General features: G+C 56.8%; 19 protein-coding genes and 1 pseudogene. 6 read left to right on the top strand and 14 right to left on the bottom strand.

Annotated elements, in window-relative coordinates:
• The first annotated feature begins 59 nt into the window (after positions 1-59).
• Complete coding sequence (locus tag ACOTXT_RS08415; protein ID WP_063418378.1) at positions 60-656, top strand: DUF1454 family protein; 597 nt, start codon at positions 60-62, stop codon at positions 654-656.
• A 111-nt stretch (positions 657-767) separates the two neighbouring features.
• Positions 768-1535 (top strand): triose-phosphate isomerase, encoded by a 768-nt coding sequence (gene tpiA / locus ACOTXT_RS08410; protein ID WP_003862019.1) that lies wholly within the window; start codon positions 768-770, stop codon positions 1533-1535.
• An 81-nt stretch (positions 1536-1616) separates the two neighbouring features.
• Here tpiA and ACOTXT_RS08405 read toward each other — a convergent pair whose 3' ends face one another.
• From ACOTXT_RS08405 to cpxP, 6 genes are all read right to left on the bottom strand, one after another.
• Positions 1617-2921, bottom strand: coding sequence for an SLC13 family permease (locus tag ACOTXT_RS08405; protein ID WP_045372015.1), 1305 nt, complete (start codon positions 2919-2921; stop codon positions 1617-1619).
• Positions 2922-2994: 73 nt separating this feature from the next.
• Complete coding sequence (locus ACOTXT_RS08400; protein ID WP_025912303.1) at positions 2995-3738, bottom strand: CDP-diacylglycerol diphosphatase; 744 nt, start codon at positions 3736-3738, stop codon at positions 2995-2997.
• A 107-nt stretch (positions 3739-3845) separates the two neighbouring features.
• Positions 3846-4835, bottom strand: a complete 990-nt coding sequence (locus ACOTXT_RS08395) for a sulfate ABC transporter substrate-binding protein (protein ID WP_021242803.1) — start codon at positions 4833-4835, stop codon at positions 3846-3848.
• Positions 4836-5044: 209 nt separating this feature from the next.
• Entirely contained in the window at positions 5045-6007 is a 963-nt protein-coding gene (pfkA, locus tag ACOTXT_RS08390; RefSeq protein ID WP_008501816.1) for a 6-phosphofructokinase, read from the bottom strand.
• 174 nt (positions 6008-6181) lie between these two features.
• The gene (gene fieF, locus ACOTXT_RS08385; protein WP_008501817.1) at positions 6182-7075 is read right to left on the bottom strand and encodes a CDF family cation-efflux transporter FieF; all 894 of its coding nucleotides are present in this window, start codon (positions 7073-7075) and stop codon (positions 6182-6184) included.
• A 152-nt stretch (positions 7076-7227) separates the two neighbouring features.
• Complete coding sequence (gene cpxP / locus ACOTXT_RS08380) at positions 7228-7734, bottom strand: cell-envelope stress modulator CpxP (protein ID WP_021242802.1); 507 nt, start codon at positions 7732-7734, stop codon at positions 7228-7230.
• 150 nt (positions 7735-7884) lie between these two features.
• Here cpxP and cpxR point away from each other — a divergent pair, with 150 nt between their 5' ends.
• Both cpxR and cpxA read left to right on the top strand, forming a co-directional pair.
• Positions 7885-8583, top strand: a complete 699-nt coding sequence (cpxR, locus tag ACOTXT_RS08375) for an envelope stress response regulator transcription factor CpxR (protein ID WP_006179159.1) — start codon at positions 7885-7887, stop codon at positions 8581-8583.
• On the top strand, positions 8580-9953 hold the full coding sequence (gene cpxA, locus ACOTXT_RS08370) for an envelope stress sensor histidine kinase CpxA (RefSeq protein ID WP_003862003.1): 1374 nt from the start codon (positions 8580-8582) through the stop codon (positions 9951-9953). The genes cpxR and cpxA overlap by 4 nt, the downstream gene beginning before the upstream one ends.
• Positions 9954-10006: 53 nt before the next feature.
• On the opposite strand, the gene yiiM is transcribed toward cpxA, so the two are convergent.
• The 6 genes from yiiM to ACOTXT_RS08340 form a co-directional block, all read right to left on the bottom strand.
• Entirely contained in the window at positions 10007-10681 is a 675-nt protein-coding gene (gene yiiM / locus ACOTXT_RS08365; protein WP_044597446.1) for a 6-hydroxyaminopurine reductase, read from the bottom strand.
• 71 nt (positions 10682-10752) lie between these two features.
• Positions 10753-11373 carry a superoxide dismutase [Mn] gene (gene sodA / locus ACOTXT_RS08360; protein WP_003861999.1) on the bottom strand — a complete coding sequence of 207 codons (621 nt, stop codon included), beginning with the start codon at positions 11371-11373 and terminating at the stop codon, positions 10753-10755.
• 162 nt (positions 11374-11535) lie between these two features.
• Positions 11536-12801, bottom strand: a complete 1266-nt coding sequence (locus tag ACOTXT_RS08355; RefSeq protein WP_021242800.1) for an MFS transporter — start codon at positions 12799-12801, stop codon at positions 11536-11538.
• A 44-nt stretch (positions 12802-12845) separates the two neighbouring features.
• On the bottom strand, positions 12846-14969 hold the full coding sequence (locus ACOTXT_RS08350; RefSeq protein ID WP_333164963.1) for an alpha-galactosidase: 2124 nt from the start codon (positions 14967-14969) through the stop codon (positions 12846-12848).
• Positions 14970-15072: 103 nt separating this feature from the next.
• Positions 15073-16068, bottom strand: a complete 996-nt coding sequence (locus tag ACOTXT_RS08345) for a LacI family DNA-binding transcriptional regulator (protein ID WP_021242798.1) — start codon at positions 16066-16068, stop codon at positions 15073-15075.
• A 17-nt stretch (positions 16069-16085) separates the two neighbouring features.
• On the bottom strand, positions 16086-16634 hold the full coding sequence (locus tag ACOTXT_RS08340; protein WP_046092212.1) for a helix-turn-helix domain-containing protein: 549 nt from the start codon (positions 16632-16634) through the stop codon (positions 16086-16088).
• 102 nt (positions 16635-16736) lie between these two features.
• On the opposite strand from ACOTXT_RS08340, the gene ACOTXT_RS08335 reads away from it, so the two are divergent.
• Positions 16737-17396 (top strand): AzlC family ABC transporter permease, encoded by a 660-nt coding sequence (locus ACOTXT_RS08335; RefSeq protein WP_045909098.1) that lies wholly within the window; start codon positions 16737-16739, stop codon positions 17394-17396.
• A complete protein-coding gene (locus ACOTXT_RS08330) occupies positions 17396-17719 on the top strand; it encodes an AzlD domain-containing protein (RefSeq protein ID WP_021242796.1) in 324 nt (107 codons plus the stop codon). The genes ACOTXT_RS08335 and ACOTXT_RS08330 overlap by 1 nt, the downstream gene beginning before the upstream one ends.
• 40 nt (positions 17720-17759) lie before the next feature.
• Here the strand turns inward: ACOTXT_RS08330 and ACOTXT_RS08325 are convergent.
• Both ACOTXT_RS08325 and fdhD read right to left on the bottom strand, forming a co-directional pair.
• Positions 17760-17972 (bottom strand): annotated as a pseudogene (locus tag ACOTXT_RS08325) (DUF1471 domain-containing protein).
• Between the two features lie 114 nt (positions 17973-18086).
• Positions 18087-18923: a formate dehydrogenase accessory sulfurtransferase FdhD gene (gene fdhD / locus ACOTXT_RS08320; protein ID WP_055321895.1), complete on the bottom strand. Its 837-nt coding sequence runs from the start codon at positions 18921-18923 to the stop codon at positions 18087-18089.
• Positions 18924-19196: the final 273 nt, after the last annotated feature.

Genomic DNA, 19196 nt, shown 5'->3' with positions numbered 1-19196 from the left:
TTGACAAGCCGACCAGATATCGTTTTAATCATGAGCACTTACGGCCAGGGGCAATGTTGATGAAAAGTTCGGCACATTCTCTATTCCTGTGTTTAGCGCTGCTCAGCGCGGGTTTTACCCTGCACGCCGCCGAAACCACAGCCCCGACCACAGCACCGTACCTGCTGGCGGGCGCACCGTCGTTCGATCAGTCCATCAGCCAGTTTCGTGAAGCCTTCAATCAGGCCAATCCCACGCTGCCGCTGGATGAGTTTCGTGCCATTGATGGCCCCCGCGACACGCCTACCCTGACCCGTGCGGCAAGCAAGATTAACGAGAATTTGTATGCCTCCACGGCGCTGGAGCGCGGGACGTTAAAAATCAAAAGCATGCAAATCACCTGGCTGCCGATACAAGGGCCAGAGCAGAAAGCCGCGAAGGCGAAAGCGCTGGAGTACATGAGCGCGGTCCTGCAGGCGTTTAGCCCTGCGCTGACGAAAAAGCAAAGCCAGCAAAAGCTGCAAAAACTCCTCACCGCCGGTAAAAACAAGCGTTACTACGCCGATACCGAAGGCGCAATCCGCTATGTGGTGGCGGACAACGGCGAAAAAGGACTGACCTTCGCTGTTGAACCGATTAAGCTGGCACTATCTGACACTCTCGGCGGGGCGAATTAATGACAAAAAGCAAAGCCTTTCGAGGGAAAATCTCTATACTGATTCACAGACCATGCTGCCCGACAGGGTGGCCATATTCCTTAATTCGCTTATTGAGCGTGGAGAATTGAAATGCGACATCCTTTAGTGATGGGTAACTGGAAACTGAACGGCAGCCGCCACATGGTAAACGAACTGGTTGCGAACCTGCGTAAAGAGCTGGCTGGCGTGACCGGCTGCGCGGTTGCTATCGCTCCGCCGGATATGTACCTGGATCTGGCTAAACGTGCCGCTGACGGCAGCCACATCATTCTGGGCGCGCAGAACGTTGACGTTAACCTGTCTGGCGCGTTCACCGGTGAAACGTCCGCTGAAATGCTGAAAGATATCGGCGCGAAATACATCATCATCGGCCACTCCGAGCGTCGCACCTATCACAAAGAATCCGACGAGTTCATCGCGAAGAAATTCGCCGTGCTGAAAGAGCAGGGTCTGATCCCGGTTCTGTGCATCGGTGAAACCGAAGCAGAAAACGAAGCGGGCAAAACTGAAGAAGTGTGCGCACGTCAGATCGACGCAGTGCTGAAAACGCAGGGCGCAGCAGCGTTCGAAGGCGCGGTTATCGCTTACGAGCCAGTCTGGGCGATCGGCACCGGCAAATCAGCCACCCCTGCGCAGGCTCAGGCGGTTCACAAATTCATCCGTGACCACATTGCGAAAGCTGACGCCAAAGTGGCTGAGCAAGTGATCATCCAGTACGGTGGTTCCGTTAACGCGTCTAACGCTGCTGAGCTGTTCACCCAGCCAGACATCGATGGCGCGCTGGTTGGCGGTGCATCCCTGAAAGCGGACGCTTTCGCGGTGATCGTTAAAGCGGCAGAAGCGGCTAAACAGGCGTAATTGCCTTTGTGGCGGGTGGCGCTTCGCTAACCCGCCCTACGGTTCTGTAGGCCCGGTAAGCGTCAGCGCCACCGGGCTTTTTTACAGCCGTCCCAGCAGGCTAAACCACAGATAATCCAGCGGCAGCAGCACCAGATACGTTGCCACCGCCAGCGCCAGACAGAGCACCATCCCCGCCCTGGCAGGCACTTTTCCTAACCCCATCGCCACCACGATCGGCGACGCCTGATACGGCAGCAGCGGCGTAGAATAGCCCAGCACCTGAATCATGATCACCGACAGCAGCGGGAAGCCGGTCGCATCCGAGAAGCTCTGCGCCAGGGTGGTATACAGCGCCGGAACGCCGTTAGCGGTCATGATGAAGTTGAGTGCGGTGGTAATACCGGTCAGCGCCAGGAAGCTGGTGAACGGTCGGTCTGCATCGAGCGGCATAATACGGAGCAACGCCTCGCCCACCGCCGTTCCGATACCGGTTTGCGTCACGACGATTGCCAGCCCCAGTATACCGGCAACGTAGATACAGGTGCGCATATTCACCCCCGCAGAAAACTCCTCCCCGGTGATAAAACCGATGCGCGGCAGCATAACGATGACCGACGCCGCCAGCCCGGTCCAGGCGGGCCCCACGCCGTGCCAGCTCTCCGTCACCCACATCCCCAGCACTATCGCCAGCAGCCAGGCAAGACGCTTTTCATCCCGGCCCATGGGTTCAGACGGCGCCTGTTCCTGCGGCGGTTTTGGGCTGCCGGGAAAAAGCCAGCAGATCAGGCCAATCAGGATCAGGCCTTTGAGAATGCCCAGCACCGGCGTGTGCAGCAGCAGATACGGGACATAGTTCAGGTGGATGCCGTACGAACCTTCTGCCGCACCGCTCATCACCAGATTAGGCACGTTAGCGGGCAGAATCGTCGCCGAAAGCTGGAACGTCCCGAACCCTACCGCCAGCGCCAGACCAAACCAGGCGCGGGAGCCGTCAGCGATACCGGCGCGTTTCGCCATTGCGGCGACAATCGGCATCAGCAGCGCAATACGTCCCATATTCGACGGCATCACAAACGCCAGCGCATAGCTCAGCAGCACCACGCTCGCTACCATTAATACCCAGGAGTCGGTGAGCTTTGCCGACAGCGCCCGGGCGGCCCGGTCCGCCAGCCCGGTTTTACGTATCGCCACGCCGAGCACGAATCCGCTGAAGACCAGCCAGAAAGCCGACGAGGCAAAACCACCGAAGATCGTCTCCGGCGGGGCGATCTTCGCGGTCATTGCCGCCGTGAAGAACAGCAGCGCGGTAATGAACTCCGGCAATAGCGACGTCGCCCATAGTACGATGGTGACGCCCACAATCAGTGAAGGCAGCAACAGAGGATACGTTGACCAGAGCGACATACCTGTCTCCTGTAGAATTTTTCAGCAAGTCTACGGCGACAGGCAGGGCGAGTAAACGCTATTTATGGTGGGGTCAATTCAGGATAGCGCATTGATGATCCTGCAGTTCCTCAGCAGACGCGCGGTTAAGCATCAGCAGGTTGCGCTCGGTGGCCAGCAACACAAACGAACCATCTGACTGCTGCGCCATTGCCAGCGCGAAGCGCCCCATATGGTCGCGCGCTTCCGGCAGCTCTTCAGCCAGCATCATGAACGGGCTGCGCTGCACCAGTTCATTCTCCGTCACCCGACGAGCAAGATACTCATGCCCTTCCAGGCCGCCAGGAAGGGGCAGCCACTGGGTGCTGATGTCTCCCTGTGCCGCGTTCAGCTTCTCGCGCACGTCCGGGCGCAGGCAGGAGATATGAATGTGAAAATGGTTCTGCGTGCGCCCTGTCGGCGAGTTAATCGTCAGTGAAATGGCGCTGTCGGGCACCTCGCTTCCACGCTTCAGGGTCATAAAGCTACGCGACTGCCAGGCCAGCCAGAAAAAGTTCGGCGTATGCGCTTCGGTCAACAGCGGGCTTTCGGTGCCGTTGATGCGATATGTCGGCATCAGCAGGTATTGCAGCGGCCCGTTGCGGTCTTTAAAGACTACATAGCCTGCGTCAGGCTTCACCTGCGCACACGGTGCCGGGTTACGGTGCTGCAGTTGATTCGGCAGGCACTGGTCGAGAACGATATGTCGCAACGCATTCGGATTACCCGCTTTCATCCAGTACCAGCCGCCAGCGGCAAGGGCGATGACAATGAGGATCAATAAGATAATTTTTTTCACGACGCGTTCCCTGTTTTCAATAGAGGCAAAAGAGTAACGCAAAATGATGACCAAATAAAAAACCCGGCGGATTTCTCACGCCGGGTCACCGTGTCGTTTATTTATGTTCAGCGCTGGCTAATCTGGTCAAAGGTGCCGCCGTTAGAGAAGTGCTCTTTCTGCGCTTTCGTCCAGCCACCGAAAACATCATCAATGGTGAAGAGCTTCAGTTTCGGGAATTCGCCGTCATATTTCTTCGCCACAGCCGCATCGCGTGGACGATAGAAGTTCTTCGCTGCAATCTCCTGACCTTCCGGCGAGTAGAGGTACTTCAGGTAGGCTTCCGCCACCGCTTTGGTGTCTTTCTTCTCAACCACTTTATCGACAACAGAGACGGTCGGCTCAGCCAGAATAGATTCGCTTGGGGTCACGATCTCAAACTTATCTTTACCCAGTTCGTTGGTCGCCAGCAGGGCTTCGTTTTCCCACGCAATCAGCACGTCACCAATGCCGCGCTCCACGAAGGTGTTGGTTGCACCGCGCGCGCCGGAGTCCAGCACTTCGACGTTTTTGTACAGCGCTTTCACGAATTCCTGGGCTTTAGCCTGGTCACCGTTGTTGTGGTGCAATGCATAGCCCCAGGCGGCCAGATAGTTCCAGCGTGCGCCGCCGGAGCTTTTCGGGTTAGGGGTAATAACTGACACGCCCGGCTTAATCAGGTCATTCCAGTCATGGATCTGTTTCGGGTTGCCTTTACGTACCAGGAAAACGATGGTCGAGGTGTAGGGCGCGGAGTTATCCGGCAGGCGTTTGATCCAGTTTTTGTCGATACGGCCACGCTCGGCGATCGCGTCAACATCATAGGCCAGCGCCAGGGTCACCACGTCGGCTTCAATACCGTTGATGACGGAGGTCGCCTGCTTGCCAGAACCACCGTGAGACTGGCGAACCACGACATTGTCGCCGGTTTCCTGCTTCCAGTGTGCCGCAAACGCTTTGTTGTATTGTTCATACAGTTCACGCGTCGGGTCGTATGACACGTTCAGTAACTGGATATCCTTAGCCAGAACGCTGGTCGATGCCAGCAATAATGTTAAACCCACGCCCCATTTATTCATCGCCCAGCTCTCTTGTGTAGTGTTTTGATGAATGCAGCGTGCCAGAAAGCGAATCGAGGATTAAAGAATAAAAAAAGATTGGCTATAACGTAGTGGAATAAAAAAGCGTGCACGCATAAAAAAGCCGGGTGGCGGCTACGCCTTACCCGGCCTACGAGTCGTGCTTTTGTAGGCCCGGTAAGCGCAGCGCCACCGGGCAACAGAGCCAATCAGTACAGTTTTTTCGCGCAGTCCAGCCAGTCACCTTTGAACGGACGCTTCATGTTTTCAATCGCGTCGATGATGTCATGGTGAACCAGTTTCTCGTTCTGAATACCGACGCAGCGGCCGCCGTGGCCCTGCAGCAGCAGTTCGATTGCGTACGCACCCATACGGGACGCCAGAATACGGTCATACGGGCCAGGGGAACCGCCACGCTGGATGTGCCCCAGTACGGTTGCACGGGTTTCACGCTTGGTTTCGGTTTCGATGTACTTCGCCAGCTCGTCTACGTCACAGATGTGCTCGGTGATAGCCACGATCGCATGTTTTTTGCCTTTCGCGATGCCGGCTTTGATTTCAGCTACCAGATCTTCACGGCTGAATTCCACTTCCGGAACCACGACAAACTCACAGCCACCCGCAATTGCCGCAGCCAGGGTCAGGTCACCGCAGTAACGCCCCATCACTTCAACGATAGAGATACGCTGGTGGGAAGAAGAGGTGTCACGCAGGCGGTCAATCGCTTCCACAACGGTGCCCAGCGCGGTGAAGTAACCGATGGTGTAGTCGGTGCCTTTGATGTCGTTGTCGATAGTGCCCGGCAGGCCGATGCACGGGAAGCCCATTTCAGTCAGACGTTTTGCACCCATGTACGAGCCGTCACCGCCGATAACCACCAGGGCGTCCAGTCCACGTTTTTTCATGTTCTCGATAGCCACTTCACGAACGTGTTCATCACGGAATTCCGGGAAGCGCGCAGACCCAAGGAAGGTACCGCCACGGTTGATCATGTCAGACACGCTGTAACGGTCGAGCTGAACCATACGGTCTTCATACAGACCCAGGTAACCATCATAGATACCAAAAACTTCCAGACCTTCCGTCAGCGCCGCGCGGACAACCCCACGAATTGCCGCGTTCATGCCCGGCGCATCACCGCCGCTTGTCAACACACCGATTTTCTTAATCATGACTACCTCTGAACTTAGGAATGCAAAATTGAAATCTGTTGCCGGAAGAAACTTATCGACCAACGAATACTGCAAATAGTATATCAATCCCTTCCAGCTGAATTGATTCAGGTCAGACCAAATGGCGGTAATTTATACACAAAATGCTGGCCTGGCTCACTTTTTTACAACGAATTACGAAAGCCCAACATGTCCGGGTACAACCGAGCAGGGATCCTGGTGAATGATGACGTCTGAACCAGGAAAACGCTGCAAAATCGCCTGCTCGACCTGCTCAGCAATCACGTGAGCCTGAACCAGTGGCAGGTTGTCTTCCATTTCAATATGAATCTGAATAAAGCGGGTCGGCCCTGACTGCCGCGTTCGAAGATCGTGTGCACCGCTGACGCCGGGCCAGGCGGTCACGATAGAAAAAATTTCATTACGTTCTGAGTCCGGGAGGGCGCGGTCAAGCAGCGATTGCACTGCTTCATACCCCATCCGCAGGGCGCTATATAAAATATAGATACCAATCCCTAACGCAAACAACGCATCGGCCCGATGCCAGCCATACCAGGCCAGACCGAGCGCAATAAGAATAGCCCCATTCATCATAACATCAGATTGATAATGAAGCATATCCGCCCGTACGGCCTGACTTTGCGTTTTGCGAACGACCCAGCGCTGGAACGTTACCAGAACAAGTGTGCAAATAAGTGCAACGACCGTCACAACGACGCCGACGCCAGGATCGTTCATCGGCGTCGGCGAGACGAGATGCTGTATGCCGGTGAGAAACAGGAACAGCGCAGAACCGGATATAAACATGCTTTGCGCCAGTGCGGCCAGCGACTCCGCTTTACCGTGCCCAAAGGTGTGCTCTTCATCCGCTGGCTGCAGCGAGTAACGGACGACCAGCAGGTTGGTCAATGAGGCGGCAATGTCCATCAGCGAATCCACCAGCGCCGCCAGAATACTGACCGAGCCGGTATACCACCAGGCAAAGATTTTAATCAGTAACAGGCTGGATGCCATGACGGTCGCCGCGATGGCGGCCCGGCTGACCAGTCTTCCATAGGATTGATTCATAAACGCTCCTGTCATGTCATGCCGCTAGTATAACGGAAGCATGTGGAGTCGAAGGATGAATAAACGGTTAACAAACAGAATGTGGGGCAAAAAAAACCCCCACATCATGTGGGGGAAGACAGGGATGGTGTCTATGGCAAGGAAAACAGGGTTTACTGGTTACTACGGGTACTGCTATTGCTACTGAAAAACGAGGTTTCTGAGCTTCGCTGCATCCGTGCAACCTCACGCAGCTGATCCATACGCTGCTGATGTTTGGTGTTCAAAACCGCTTGCTGCTCCGGCGTTAGCAGGTGGAACATCTGGTTGCGGACCTTCGCCATCTCTACCTGGCGAGCAACCTGTTCCTGTGCCATTTTTTCGGCCTGAGCGCGCACAGCGCTTTCGTCAAAATTTTCTGCGGTGACAAGGCGATGCATTGTCTCCATTTCGCTAACATTAACAGGGGGCTGGTCGTGTCTCGCCCTCTGCATCAGATCTCGCATCTGTTGACGCTGATGTTCGGTTAAACTTATGCCGTCAAACATATGGCTTTGGCTGCTGTTCTGCGTTGCGCCCTCTTGTAAGGGACCGTTATCGCTGATGATAGCTACAGCAGCCTGGCTAAACGCACTGAACGCCAGCGTTGAGGCCATGACGGCAGCGGTAACTTTGCGCATCACTTGCTCCCAAAATCTTTCGTGTCGCGATTCAACGAGAGACAGTCTACGATTCAGGCTGCAAACATGCGTCAGGGGGTGTAAAACAACGTAAAGTCATGGATTAGACAGCCTTGATGTCGTAATTTCTGCCTCGGAGGTATTTAAACAATGAATAAAATCCTGTTAGTTGATGATGACCGAGAGCTCACATCCCTTTTAAAGGAGTTGCTCGACATGGAAGGTTTCAACGTCCTGGTTGCCCATGATGGCGAGCAGGCGCTGAGTCTCCTTGACGACAGCATCGATTTACTTTTGCTCGACGTGATGATGCCGAAGAAAAACGGCATTGATACGCTGAAAGAGCTTCGCCAGACGCACCAGACCCCCGTTATCATGCTGACCGCGCGCGGCAGCGAACTCGACCGCGTACTCGGCCTTGAGCTGGGCGCAGATGACTATTTACCGAAGCCGTTTAACGACCGCGAACTGGTCGCCCGTATTCGCGCGATCCTGCGTCGTTCCCACTGGAGCGAGCAGCAGCAGAATACAGACAACAGTTCACCGACCCTTGAAGTCGACTCCCTGAGCCTGAATCCGGGCCGCCAGGAAGCGAGCTTTGATGGCCAGACGCTCGAACTCACCGGCACCGAGTTCACCCTGCTGTATCTGCTGGCACAGCACCTCGGCCAGGTGGTATCGCGTGAACATTTAAGTCAGGAAGTGCTGGGCAAGCGTCTTACCCCGTTTGACCGCGCCATCGACATGCACATCTCTAACCTGCGCCGTAAGCTGCCGGAGCGTAAAGACGGTCACCCATGGTTTAAAACCCTGCGTGGTCGCGGTTATCTGATGGTTTCCGCTTCATGATAGGAAGCTTAACCGCCCGCATCTTCGCCATCTTCTGGTTGACGCTGGCACTGGTTTTAATGCTCGTACTGATGTTGCCAAAACTCGACTCACGCCAGATGACGGAGCTGCTCGACAGCGAGCAACGTCAGGGCGTGATGATCGAGCAGCACGTGGAAGCCGAGCTGGCAAACGATCCGCCAAACGATTTGATGTGGTGGCGCAGGCTGTTTCGCGCTATCGACAAGTGGGCGCCGCCCGGACAACGCCTGCTGCTGGTGACCAGCGAAGGCCGCGTGATTGGCGCCGATCGCAATGAAATGCAGATCATCCGCAACTTCATTGGCCAGGCAGATAATGCCGATCACCCCCAGAAGAAAAAATATGGCCGCGTAGAGATGGTGGGGCCGTTCTCCGTCAGAGATGGCGAGGATAACTATCAGCTCTACCTGATTCGCCCCGCGAGCAGCTCCCAGTCCGATTTTATCAACCTGCTGTTTGACCGCCCTCTCCTGCTGCTGATTGTCACGATGCTGGTCAGCTCGCCGCTGCTGTTATGGCTGGCGTGGAGCCTGGCAAAACCCGCACGTAAGCTGAAAAACGCCGCCGACGAAGTGGCGCAGGGCAACCTGAGGCAGCACCCGGAACTGGAGTCCGGACCGCAGGAGTTCCTGGCCGCCGGGACCAGTTTTAACCAGATGGTGAGCGCGCTCGATCGCATGATGACGGCCCAGCAGCGCCTGCTGTCGGATATCTCGCACGAACTGCGTACCCCGCTCACGCGCTTACAGCTGGGTACCGCCCTGCTGCGTCGCCGCAGCGGAGAAAGCAAAGAGCTGGAGCGCATCGAAACCGAAGCGCATCGTCTGGACAGCATGATCAACGATCTGCTGGTCATGTCGCGCAATCAGCAGAAAAACGCGCTGGTGAGCGAAACGGTGAAAGCCAATCATCTGTGGCATGAAGTGCTGGATAACGCGGCGTTCGAAGCAGAGCAGATGGGCAAATCCTTCACCGTTAACTTCCCGCCGGGCCCGTGGCCGCTGTACGGTAACCCCAACGCGCTGGAAAGCGCGCTGGAAAATATCGTGCGTAACGCCCTGCGCTACTCGCACACGAAGATTGAGGTAGCGTTCTCGGTGGATAAAGACGGGATCACCGTCATCGTCGACGACGACGGTCCTGGCGTCAGCCCGGAAGACCGCGAGCAGATCTTCCGTCCGTTCTACCGCACCGACGAGGCGCGCGACCGGGAATCGGGCGGTACGGGACTGGGGCTGGCGATTGTGGAAACCGCCATGCAGCAGCACCGCGGCTGGGTGAAAGCCGACGACAGCCCGCTGGGTGGGCTGCGGTTAACGCTGTGGCTACCGTTGTATAAGCGTTCGTAGCTGTTAGTGCCGGGTGGCGGCTTCGCCTTACCCGGCCTACTTTTTACGGAGGTCTATTTACCCCACAATCTCCGGGAATTATCCTCTATCTTGCTGCTTAAACGCCGTTTCTGCATCGTTCTTGTCCAGCTGGTCGACAGCCCCGCTGCCGACAGCAGGCGATGATACTGCTCGTCATCAAACGGCATATGCCACGCAATGGCGCAGGCGTCGTAAACAGACACCTCACTCAGGCGTGATACCAGCTCAAGCGGCGCATCCGCTGAAACCTGCCCAGCCAGCACCACCCGGTACAGCCAGCCGGTTTTACCCGCGCTTTGCATCTGAGCCGACATGTCATGAATGCCGAAATGGTAGTTGAGCTTGAAGCACGGCGAGCGCGGCTGCGTCACCTGAATCAGGGCATCGCCCCAGCGGTAGATATCACCAATAAACACGTTCTTTTCGGTGAGCCCTTCAGTGGAGAGATTTTCACCAAACGCGGGAGCAACGAAGAGATCCGCCTGCTCGGGGAACTCCGCCTTCCAGTACTGATAGTGCTCGCGCGGATAGTGGCACAGCGCGCGCTCCGGCCCGCCGTGGATCTTCTTTTCGGCCTGCTCGTCACCCGCAAGCCCGAGGTCGGTTAACGTCAGCTCACCGTCGACCTGAATTTTGGCGATGGCGCTCGGGCGGCTGCCGTCGTACTCCCTTACCTTGCCTGTAAATACATTCACCGGATAATGCATCGCTGCCTCCATTACGCAGATACAAAAAAAGCGAGCCATCAGACTCGCTTCTCACAGGCGTCAATGCAACCTTATTTTTTAGCGGCGAAACGCGCTGCTGCTTCGTCCCAGTTCACCACGTCCCAGAACGCTTTAATGTAGTCCGGGCGACGGTTCTGGAATTTCAGGTAGTAAGCGTGTTCCCACACGTCCAGACCCAGGATTGGGAAGCCGGATGCGCCAGAGATCGCTTCACCCATCAGCGGGGAGTCCTGGTTCGCGGTAGAAACCACGGCCAGTTTGTCACCTTTCAGTACCAGCCACGCCCAGCCAGAGCCGAAACGGGTTGCAGCGGCTTTCTCGAACTCCGCTTTGAAGTTGTCAACGGAACCGAAGTCGCGCTCGATAGCCGCTTTCAGGTCGCCCTGCAGGGTAGTACCGGTTTTCAGGCCTTTCCAGAACAGGCTGTGGTTAGCGTGACCGCCCGCGTTGTTGCGCAGCACGGTTTTCTTGTCCGCTGGCAGCTGGTCCAGCTTGGTGATCAGCTCTTCAACAGGCAGGTTAGCGAACTCAGGCAGGCTTTCCAGCGCGGCGTTCGCGTTGTTCACATAGGTCTGGTGGTGTTTAGTGTGATGGATTTCCATCGTCTGCTTGTCGAAATGCGGTTCCAGTGCGTCGTAGGCATACGGCAGGGATGGCAGTGTATAACTCATAATCCTCTCCATTATTGTCGGGCGGCACAGCTGTTAATGCCGCGTAAGCAGTTGGTTCATTATAGTTAATTAAATGATATTGAAAATGATTATCAATGCCGTAGTTTTTATAAGGTTATTCATTTTTTGACCAACGCCGGAATAGTGAATGGGTTCAGGGTGTTAATGGACTTCTAGCGCCTTATTGCCCGCCGCTATCTCCTCCCTGCTGCTGAGCGTAAACGCCGACACCACCGTAATCGCCAGCACGAAACAGCCCAGCATCAGGTACGTCTCCTGGAAACCGATCCGGTCATACATATTCCCGGCAAACGCGGAGAGAAAAATCGCCGCCGACTGTTTCGCGAACTGGAAGCCAATCAGATAGATAGTCGCCGAAAGACGCGTATCAAACACCCCGGTGATGTACTTGAAGGCCCCTACCAGCAGGAACGGTACCTCCAGCGCGTGCAGCATCTTCAGGGCAATCACTTCTACGGCGGTGGTGGCAAACGACGAGCCGATAATGCGCGTCGCCATAATCACCCCGGCGATCAGCAGCGTGTTTTTCGCGCCGATGCGGTTAATGATCCACGGTGAACAAAACATGATGATCGCATTGCAGATTTCCCCGGCAGTGGTCGCAAAACCAAAGGCGCGAGTGCCCTCCTGCGGCGTGGCGAAGAACGTTTTGAAGAAGGTAGCAAACTGCTGGTCGAAGACGTCGTAGACGCAGGCCACGCCAATCACGTACAGAATAAACATCCACATTCTGCGCTGACGGAACAGGCTAAAGACCGTTTTCGCGGTGATCTGCGGCTGGTTGGCACCCAGCGCATTCATCACCTGCGCCGTCTGATTGGGTCTTGGCTTTGCGACCACCAGCAACAGCATCAACAGCAGCGCCGCCCCCGAACCCATCCAGAAAACATACGACGGATCGATGCCGAACAGGATCCCGCCCGTTGAGGCGCACAGCCCCCAGCCGAGGCAGCCAAACATGCGCGCCTTGCCGTACTCAAAGAAACTGTTACGGCTCACGCGTTCAATGTAGGCCTCAATGGCCCCTGAGCCCGCCGAAAAGACAAAGCCGATATAAATGCCGCCGCTCAGCGCGCCCAGCCAGATGTTGGCTTTCAGTAACGGCGCAAAGACGTAGAGGAAGAAAGGGGCAAACAGGAACAGCAGCACGGAGATGATCCACAGCAGGTGTTTTTTCAGCCCCAGTTTATCCGAGATCACCCCAAGCACCGGCTGGAAGGCAATGGCCGAGAGTGAGATGCAGGAGAAGACGATGCCGGTATGGGTTTTATTGAGGCCGATGATATCCGACAGCCAGATCGGCAGGAACGGAAAGCAGGTGGCCATGATGAAAAAGTAGAGAAAGAAGAACAGCCCGAAAATCCAGAAATTAGGGTTGTCTTTGTGGGTACAGGTTGTTGTGTTCATTATTTTTATCCTCAACGGAGGGCCAGTTTCCCGGCCCGTCACCTTTACACGCGTTCCACGCCAATCAGGATGGCGCTTTCCGGATCGAGAATCGGCAGCGCAATGCCCGCCTGCATCAGCCACTCACCGCTCGCCGTTTGCGGCGTTTCCATCCATGCCGGCAGCTTGCGCATGGTATGGCCTCCCTCACCGGTGATGCGAATCTCAGGGTGATCGAGCAGCGAAATACGATACTGCGCGCTGGCCTCAAGCCCCGGCATGCGCAGCGGCATCATCAACGTGTAGTCCGGCATGGCGAGCTGGCTCACGATAAACAGTCCCTGCGTTTTATCTTCGCTCACAATACCCTGTGCCAGCGTAGTGGCATCCGGCATATCCACGCGCCAGTGGGTGCCCTGATGGATAACCTCGCGCCACTGCTTATACAGCGCGGCGTAACGGCGATAACCTTCGCGCTCCTGCTCATCAACGGTGAGGGGATCCAGTTCCAGCCCCATATGGCCAAACAGGGCCGTCAGACCGCGGAATTCAATGCTGTGCTGGCGGAAGGTGGCGTGGCATTTATGATGACCGATATGCGCCCCCATCACCTCCGGCGGGAAGAAGTAGCTCATGCCGCGCTGGATAGCGTTGCGCTCCAGCGCATCGTTGTTGTCCGAGGCCCAGAAGCGGTGGCAGCGCGTCAGCACCTCATAATCAATTCGCCCCCCGCCGGAGGAGCAGGATTCAAATTCGACGTGCGGGAAACGCTTGCCCAGCACGTCCAGCAGGCGATAAAACTGGCGGGTTTGCGCGTCGGCGGCGGCCTTCCCGTCGTGACCCGGCTGTACCAGCTCACGGTTCATGTCCCACTTCACGTAGTCGACCTCATGTTCACCCAGAAGCCAGCTCATGCGCTCCACCAGGTAATCAAACGCCTGCGGAATGTTCAGGTTAAGCACCAGCTGGTGCCGCCCGGTATGTTGCCTGTAACCGGGCAACGCCAGCACCCAGTCGGGATGCGCACGATAAAGATCGGAATCCGGGTTAATCATCTCCGGCTCAACCCAGATGCCAAACGCCATGCCGAGCTGTTTCACATGGCTGATGACCGGCGTGAGGCCGTTCGGGTACTTCTTCTCGTCCAGATACCAGTCACCCAGCGCGGCGTAGTCGTCGTTGCGACCTTTGAACCAGCCGTCGTCGATGATAAAGCGCTCCACGCCCAGCGCGGCCGCCTCGTCGGCCATGCGCATGATGTAGTCCGGGTCGTGATTAAAGTAGATGCCTTCCCAGGTATTGAGGTGGACCGGGCGCGGTTTGTTTTCGGGGAAGCGGATAACGTTGTCGCGAAGGTAATGGTGAAACTGCTGGCTCATGCCGTTCAGGCCCTGCGCGGAGTAGCTTGCATACAGGCGCGGCGTCCAGAGCGTGCCGCCCTCCTCAATCGCCATTTCGCCCGGCAGGTAGAGGGCTTCAGCCTGCAGATAGCGGCGGCCGTCGGTTTTGGCTTCCGCACGCAGGCGGTGGTTGCCGCTCCAGCCCAGATGCACGCCCCAGACGTCGCCGTGCATTTCGCTGAATGACGGCTTACCGGCAATCAGCGCCGGGAAGTGCTCGTGGGAGGTTTTACCCCGGCGGTTTTCAATCACAAAGCTGTCGTGCTCAAGCGTCACGCGGTGCGGCTGAAATTCCCGGATCCAGCGCCCGTGGAAGGCCATCACCTCCCGTGCGCGTTCGGCCACGGGTAGCGTTATGGCAAAACGGTCCACCTGCCACGCCTGCGCTTTCAGGTTGGTTAAGCCGTGACGCACCGCCAGCACGCCGCTGGCGTCCAGCGTCAGCTCGCTGGTCAGCCGCAGGCCCGCATGTTCATCTTCTGCCGTAATCGTCAGGGTTTGGCCCTGCTGCTGGACGTCTGTGGTGCTAAAGAGAGGTGAACCGTCCCGGCCCAGACGATGCCCTTCAATACCGGGCGACCCAAACAGGCCGTGCCCCAGCTCGGCCATCAGCGTGACCGGAGAATCCACATCCAGCCTGCCGTTGGCAACTGGCCGGGAAAGGGTTTCTGCATTCTGCGGCGAAAAGTACTGAAGATGCGGCCCCCAGTAGATAATTTCAGCGAACGGGTGGGTTTTTATCACCACATCCACCGTCGCGCTTTCGAGTCGTAAAATGGAATCTTGCATCAGACATCTCCTGTCATGGGATGCCTTGAGTTTTGATCCGAAACGTTTCGGATACAAACCAAAACGTTTCGGATTTGTGATCGGGTTTAGAAAATAGAGAGATTCAGGCCGTCTGGCCGGGAGAGAATTCGGGCTGCCAGAGCACCTGGAGCTGCTCGATCGCCTCGCCGTTGATCAGCTGGCGAACCATATCGGCAATCTGTTTCCCGACGCCCTGACGGGTGGACTGGATCACTGCCGCCACGTCAGCATCGACGATGCTGTCCTGCGGAAGCCCGTCATAAACCACCAGCGCAACGGCGTTCTCGCCGGTCAGGCGGCCCAGCTCCGCCAGCGCCATCGCCGCGCCGTCGCCGTGAGTGTTGCAGTCGGTAATGATGGCCGTGGGCGGCTGCGATAGCGAGAGAAGCTCTTTCGTGGTGCCATACCCCACCCGGCGTGAAGGGGGCATGGCGCGCAGCCATTCGCTGGAAAGCCCGGCTTCCCGCAACGCGTCCAGATAGCCCTGACGACGCTGGGTGATGAATGCCTGATTGTTGCTTTCGCCCAGCAGGGCAATGCGCTGATGGCCTTTTCCGATCAGCCAGCGGGTCGCATTGTACGTACCGGCATAGTTGTCGAAGTCGAACCACGCGTACGGCTGCGGCAGCTGGCTGCGACCAAGCGCCAGAAAGGGGAATCCGGCGGCCTGCAGTTGCTCAAGACGGGGATCGCGATCCAGCGTGTGGGCCACGATCAGCGCATCCACGCGGCGGCTTTGCACCATGCGCATATAGCTGTGTTTATCGGCCAGATCGTCATCGGCAATCAGCAACAAATCGATTTCATGTCGCGCCAGTTCGTGGCTAATTTCGCCGACCATGTCCATAAATACGCTGTTATTGAGCGGAACAGGATGGACCGGGAACACCAGCCCAACGGCGTCAATTTTGCCCATCTTCAGGCGGCGGGCGAAGGTGTTAGGCCGATAGCCGCGTCGCTGGGCCTCCGCTTCTACGCGAGCGCGCGTCTCGTCAGAAACGTCGTCATATCCGTTAAGGGCGCGGCTGACGGTAGTAACAGAGAGCCCCAGTTCTTTAGCGATGGCTTTGAGCGACATGATTTTCCCTATCTTCGTTAGTTTTGTTCCGCCACCAGCAGCGCGTAAGTGTCTGGCTCCAGGGCCTTGAAGATGTGCGGCTGGTCGGCGGGATAACAAATGTAATCCCCTGCGCCGAGCTCTTCCGCCGCGTCGAGCAGGCCGACCAGCGCCCGCCCCTGCGTCACAACAATATGTTCCACCGAGCCCGGCGGATGCGGCTGAGAAAGACGGTCTGCACCCGGTTGGGTCATCAGAAGATAGACATCGCGGCGCGCGCCGGGAGGGCATGCCGCCAGTAAAATGGCTTCATAATTAGCCTCTCCGGCGACCACTTTCGTCCCTTCACCACGGCGTATCACCTGCGTGGTCGGTAGCTGCGGCTCAAGCAAGCGGGCGAAAGGAATATCCAGCGCCACGCAGAGCGACCACAGCGTTTCCAGGCTAGGGTTACCGTTGCCGGACTCCAGCTGGGAAAGCGTGGATTTTGCGATCCCGGCACGGCGGGCAATTTCCGCCAGTGAAAGCCCGGTTCGCAGGCGTTCTCGCACCAGACTTTTGGCGATCAGGCTGATCGGCTGCGTCATATAACGGCCTCTTGTTCTATAAAACGAACGAATCGTTCGCCTTGAAAATCAGTTTCGTTGCGTTCATTATAATGGATACACGTTCGATATGGCTAAAATTGTATGAAGCATCATCTCTCTTGTCTGAAAGGCGACACCATAAAAGCAATCATTCTGGTCTGCCTCGCGGTGGGCGTGGTCGGGATGTCCTACGGATCGCTGGCAATGGCCTACGGTTTCCCGGTCTGGGTGCCGTTTGTGCTCTCCATTACCGTGCTGGCGGGCGCGTCTGAATTTATGTTTATCGGCATCGTGGCGAGCGGCGGCAATCCGCTGGCGGCCGCGGCGGCAGGTTTGCTGGTCAACGCGCGCCACGTGCCGTTTGGCGTGACGGTGCGTGAGCTGGTGGGCAAGCGCGGTTTGAGCCTGCTGGGCTGCCACATCATGAACGATGAAAGCGTGGTGTTTGGCCTGTCGCAAAAAACCGCCGAACAGCGTAAAGCCGCCTACTGGCTGTGCGGCTTAGGCGTTGCCATCATCTGGCCGCTGGGCGCGCTGCTGGGGGCCATGGTCGGCAAACTGTTGCCCGACCCGGAAACCATCGGGCTGGACGCGGTATTTCCGGCCATTCTGCTGGCATTAGTGGTTCCCGCATTTAAGAACCGTACCACGCTGATCCGCGCCTGCAGCGGCGCCGTGTTATCGCTGGCCGCCGTGCCGTTTGCCCCGGTGGGATTACCGGTACTGCTCTCTTTACTCGGTCTTGCCGCGAGGAAAAAATAATGGAAAACATGACGGTCTTTATTCTCGGCATCGCCATTCTTTCTGCCGGAACCTATTTAATGCGCCTTGGCGGCGCCAAACTCGGCAACCGGCTGGCGTTGTCGGAGCGTTCTCAGGCGCTGCTGTCAGATGCGGCAACGGTATTGCTGTTCTCCGTGGCGCTGGCGACCACCTTTTATGAGGGAGACCACTTCGCGGGCATGGCGCGCGTGCTGGGCGTGGCGTTTGCGGTGTTTTTGGCCTGGCGGAAAATGCCGTTAATCGTGGTCATTGTGGCTGCGGCGGTGGTGACGGCATTGCTGCGCGTGGCGGGCATAAACTAAAAAAGCGCCCCGGGGGCGCTCTTTCGACAGTGTGACTCGCTTATTTGTTCAGTTCAGCAGTCATGTGTACGCGGTTACCGGTGAATGCCTGGGTAATTTTGTACGAAGACGCGCCCGCTTCCTGAGCCTAAGCCGCGATTTTCGCTTCTGCACCATCAATGGTAGAGGCGGTTGCGGTCACAGTCTGCGCAGCGAAAGAACCGAAAGAAGCAGCCAGAGCGATTACAGCGACAAAAGTTTTGATGCTTTTCATGATTTAAACCCTTTCATTAAGTTGTTTAGGTAAGGCACCGTGCCTTGATGAGATAAATACTAGACCTCATCGCGAACAACTAAAAGCGGAAGGATTTGCCAATATCATTCAAAATTACTGATCAACTATTAATCGCTGAGGATGGGTATAAATCGTCGCCCTTCCCGGCTTGCAGAAGCCCACCAGCGTCAGGTTGCAGCGCTCGGCCACCTCCACCGCCAGCGTCGTTGCCGCCGACACGGCAAACAGGATCTCCACCCCGCACATCGCCGATTTTTGCACCATCTCATAGCTGGCTCGGCTGGAAACGAGCGCGGCGCCCTGCTGCCAAACCTCACTTTCACGTGCACGACGACCGAGCAGCTTATCCAGCGCCACGTGGCGGCCCACGTCTTCATGCCCACCGGCAATCTCTCCCGACGGCAATACCCACGCCGCCGCGTGCGTGCAGCCGCTGAGCTGGCCGATAGGCTGTACATCGTTGAGGTGCTCAAGCGCAGGGTCGAGGTGCGCCAGATTAAAGGTCTGAGTAAACGGCAGTGGTGAAACAGGTTTGCCAATATCGTTGAGCTGCTCAACGCCACACACGCCGCAGCCGGTACGCCCGGCCAGCGCGCGACGACGCTCTTTCAGCCCCATAAAGCGGCGGCTGGAGAGCTCGATTTGCACTTCCAGGCCGTTGCAGGCCTGCACCACGTCCATGCCATAGATATCTTGCGGATGCTCAATGATGCCTTCCGAGAGGGAAAAACCGATGGCGAACAGCTCAAGATCTTTCGGAGACGCCATCATCACCACATGCGAGATGCCGTTGTAAACGAGCGCAACGGGCACTTCTTCGGCCAGAAAATCGGGTATGGCATGAGTTATGTGGGGCGGTCGGTGTACCGACAGTTCCACTATGCCGGCAGGCAGGGGTGACGAGTGGGGATCACGGTTTTGTTTAGACACAGCGGTATTCCTGAACAACCACGGAAGCGAGCGTGCTATTGCAGCATAAACCACAGGCTGTACGCATAGTATGGATCAACTTTTCGACAACCATTCTCCTACTCATTTAGCAGGGGTGCAACCTGCCACCGGCTACACCGCTTTAACATGCAGAGCTGTTAACGTGATCGATATCACACTTTATAATCAACATGGTGATAATACGTTCACTTTGTATTAACGCCATTAGAACAGCTGTACCGACAATGTGGTATTCTGATGATATCCCTCGTG

This window comes from Enterobacter cloacae complex sp. IR5422 (genome assembly GCF_049238165.1).
In the GTDB taxonomy this organism is placed as follows: Bacteria; Pseudomonadota; Gammaproteobacteria; order Enterobacterales; family Enterobacteriaceae; genus Enterobacter; species Enterobacter roggenkampii.
The sequence above is the reverse complement of the archived record's forward strand: the minus strand, read 5'-3'. Positions and strand labels throughout refer to the sequence as shown.

Excerpts from the sequence above, each read along its gene's own strand:
- ACOTXT_RS08415 (WP_063418378.1), top strand. The coding sequence starts at position 60 with ATGAAAAGTTCGGCACATTCTCTATTCCTGTGTTTAGCGCTGCTCAGC.
- tpiA (WP_003862019.1), top strand. The coding sequence starts at position 768 with ATGCGACATCCTTTAGTGATGGGTAACTGGAAACTGAACGGCAGCCGC.
- ACOTXT_RS08405 (WP_045372015.1), bottom strand. The coding sequence starts at position 2,921 with ATGTCGCTCTGGTCAACGTATCCTCTGTTGCTGCCTTCACTGATTGTG.
- ACOTXT_RS08395 (WP_021242803.1), bottom strand. The coding sequence starts at position 4,835 with ATGAATAAATGGGGCGTGGGTTTAACATTATTGCTGGCATCGACCAGC.
- pfkA (WP_008501816.1), bottom strand. The coding sequence starts at position 6,007 with ATGATTAAGAAAATCGGTGTGTTGACAAGCGGCGGTGATGCGCCGGGC.
- fieF (WP_008501817.1), bottom strand. The coding sequence starts at position 7,075 with ATGAATCAATCCTATGGAAGACTGGTCAGCCGGGCCGCCATCGCGGCG.
- cpxP (WP_021242802.1), bottom strand. The coding sequence starts at position 7,734 with ATGCGCAAAGTTACCGCTGCCGTCATGGCCTCAACGCTGGCGTTCAGT.
- cpxR (WP_006179159.1), top strand. The coding sequence starts at position 7,885 with ATGAATAAAATCCTGTTAGTTGATGATGACCGAGAGCTCACATCCCTT.
- cpxA (WP_003862003.1), top strand. The coding sequence starts at position 8,580 with ATGATAGGAAGCTTAACCGCCCGCATCTTCGCCATCTTCTGGTTGACG.
- yiiM (WP_044597446.1), bottom strand. The coding sequence starts at position 10,681 with ATGCATTATCCGGTGAATGTATTTACAGGCAAGGTAAGGGAGTACGAC.
- sodA (WP_003861999.1), bottom strand. The coding sequence starts at position 11,373 with ATGAGTTATACACTGCCATCCCTGCCGTATGCCTACGACGCACTGGAA.
- ACOTXT_RS08355 (WP_021242800.1), bottom strand. The coding sequence starts at position 12,801 with ATGAACACAACAACCTGTACCCACAAAGACAACCCTAATTTCTGGATT.
- ACOTXT_RS08350 (WP_333164963.1), bottom strand. The coding sequence starts at position 14,969 with ATGCAAGATTCCATTTTACGACTCGAAAGCGCGACGGTGGATGTGGTG.
- ACOTXT_RS08345 (WP_021242798.1), bottom strand. The coding sequence starts at position 16,068 with ATGTCGCTCAAAGCCATCGCTAAAGAACTGGGGCTCTCTGTTACTACC.
- ACOTXT_RS08340 (WP_046092212.1), bottom strand. The coding sequence starts at position 16,634 with ATGACGCAGCCGATCAGCCTGATCGCCAAAAGTCTGGTGCGAGAACGC.
- ACOTXT_RS08335 (WP_045909098.1), top strand. The coding sequence starts at position 16,737 with ATGAAGCATCATCTCTCTTGTCTGAAAGGCGACACCATAAAAGCAATC.
- ACOTXT_RS08330 (WP_021242796.1), top strand. The coding sequence starts at position 17,396 with ATGGAAAACATGACGGTCTTTATTCTCGGCATCGCCATTCTTTCTGCC.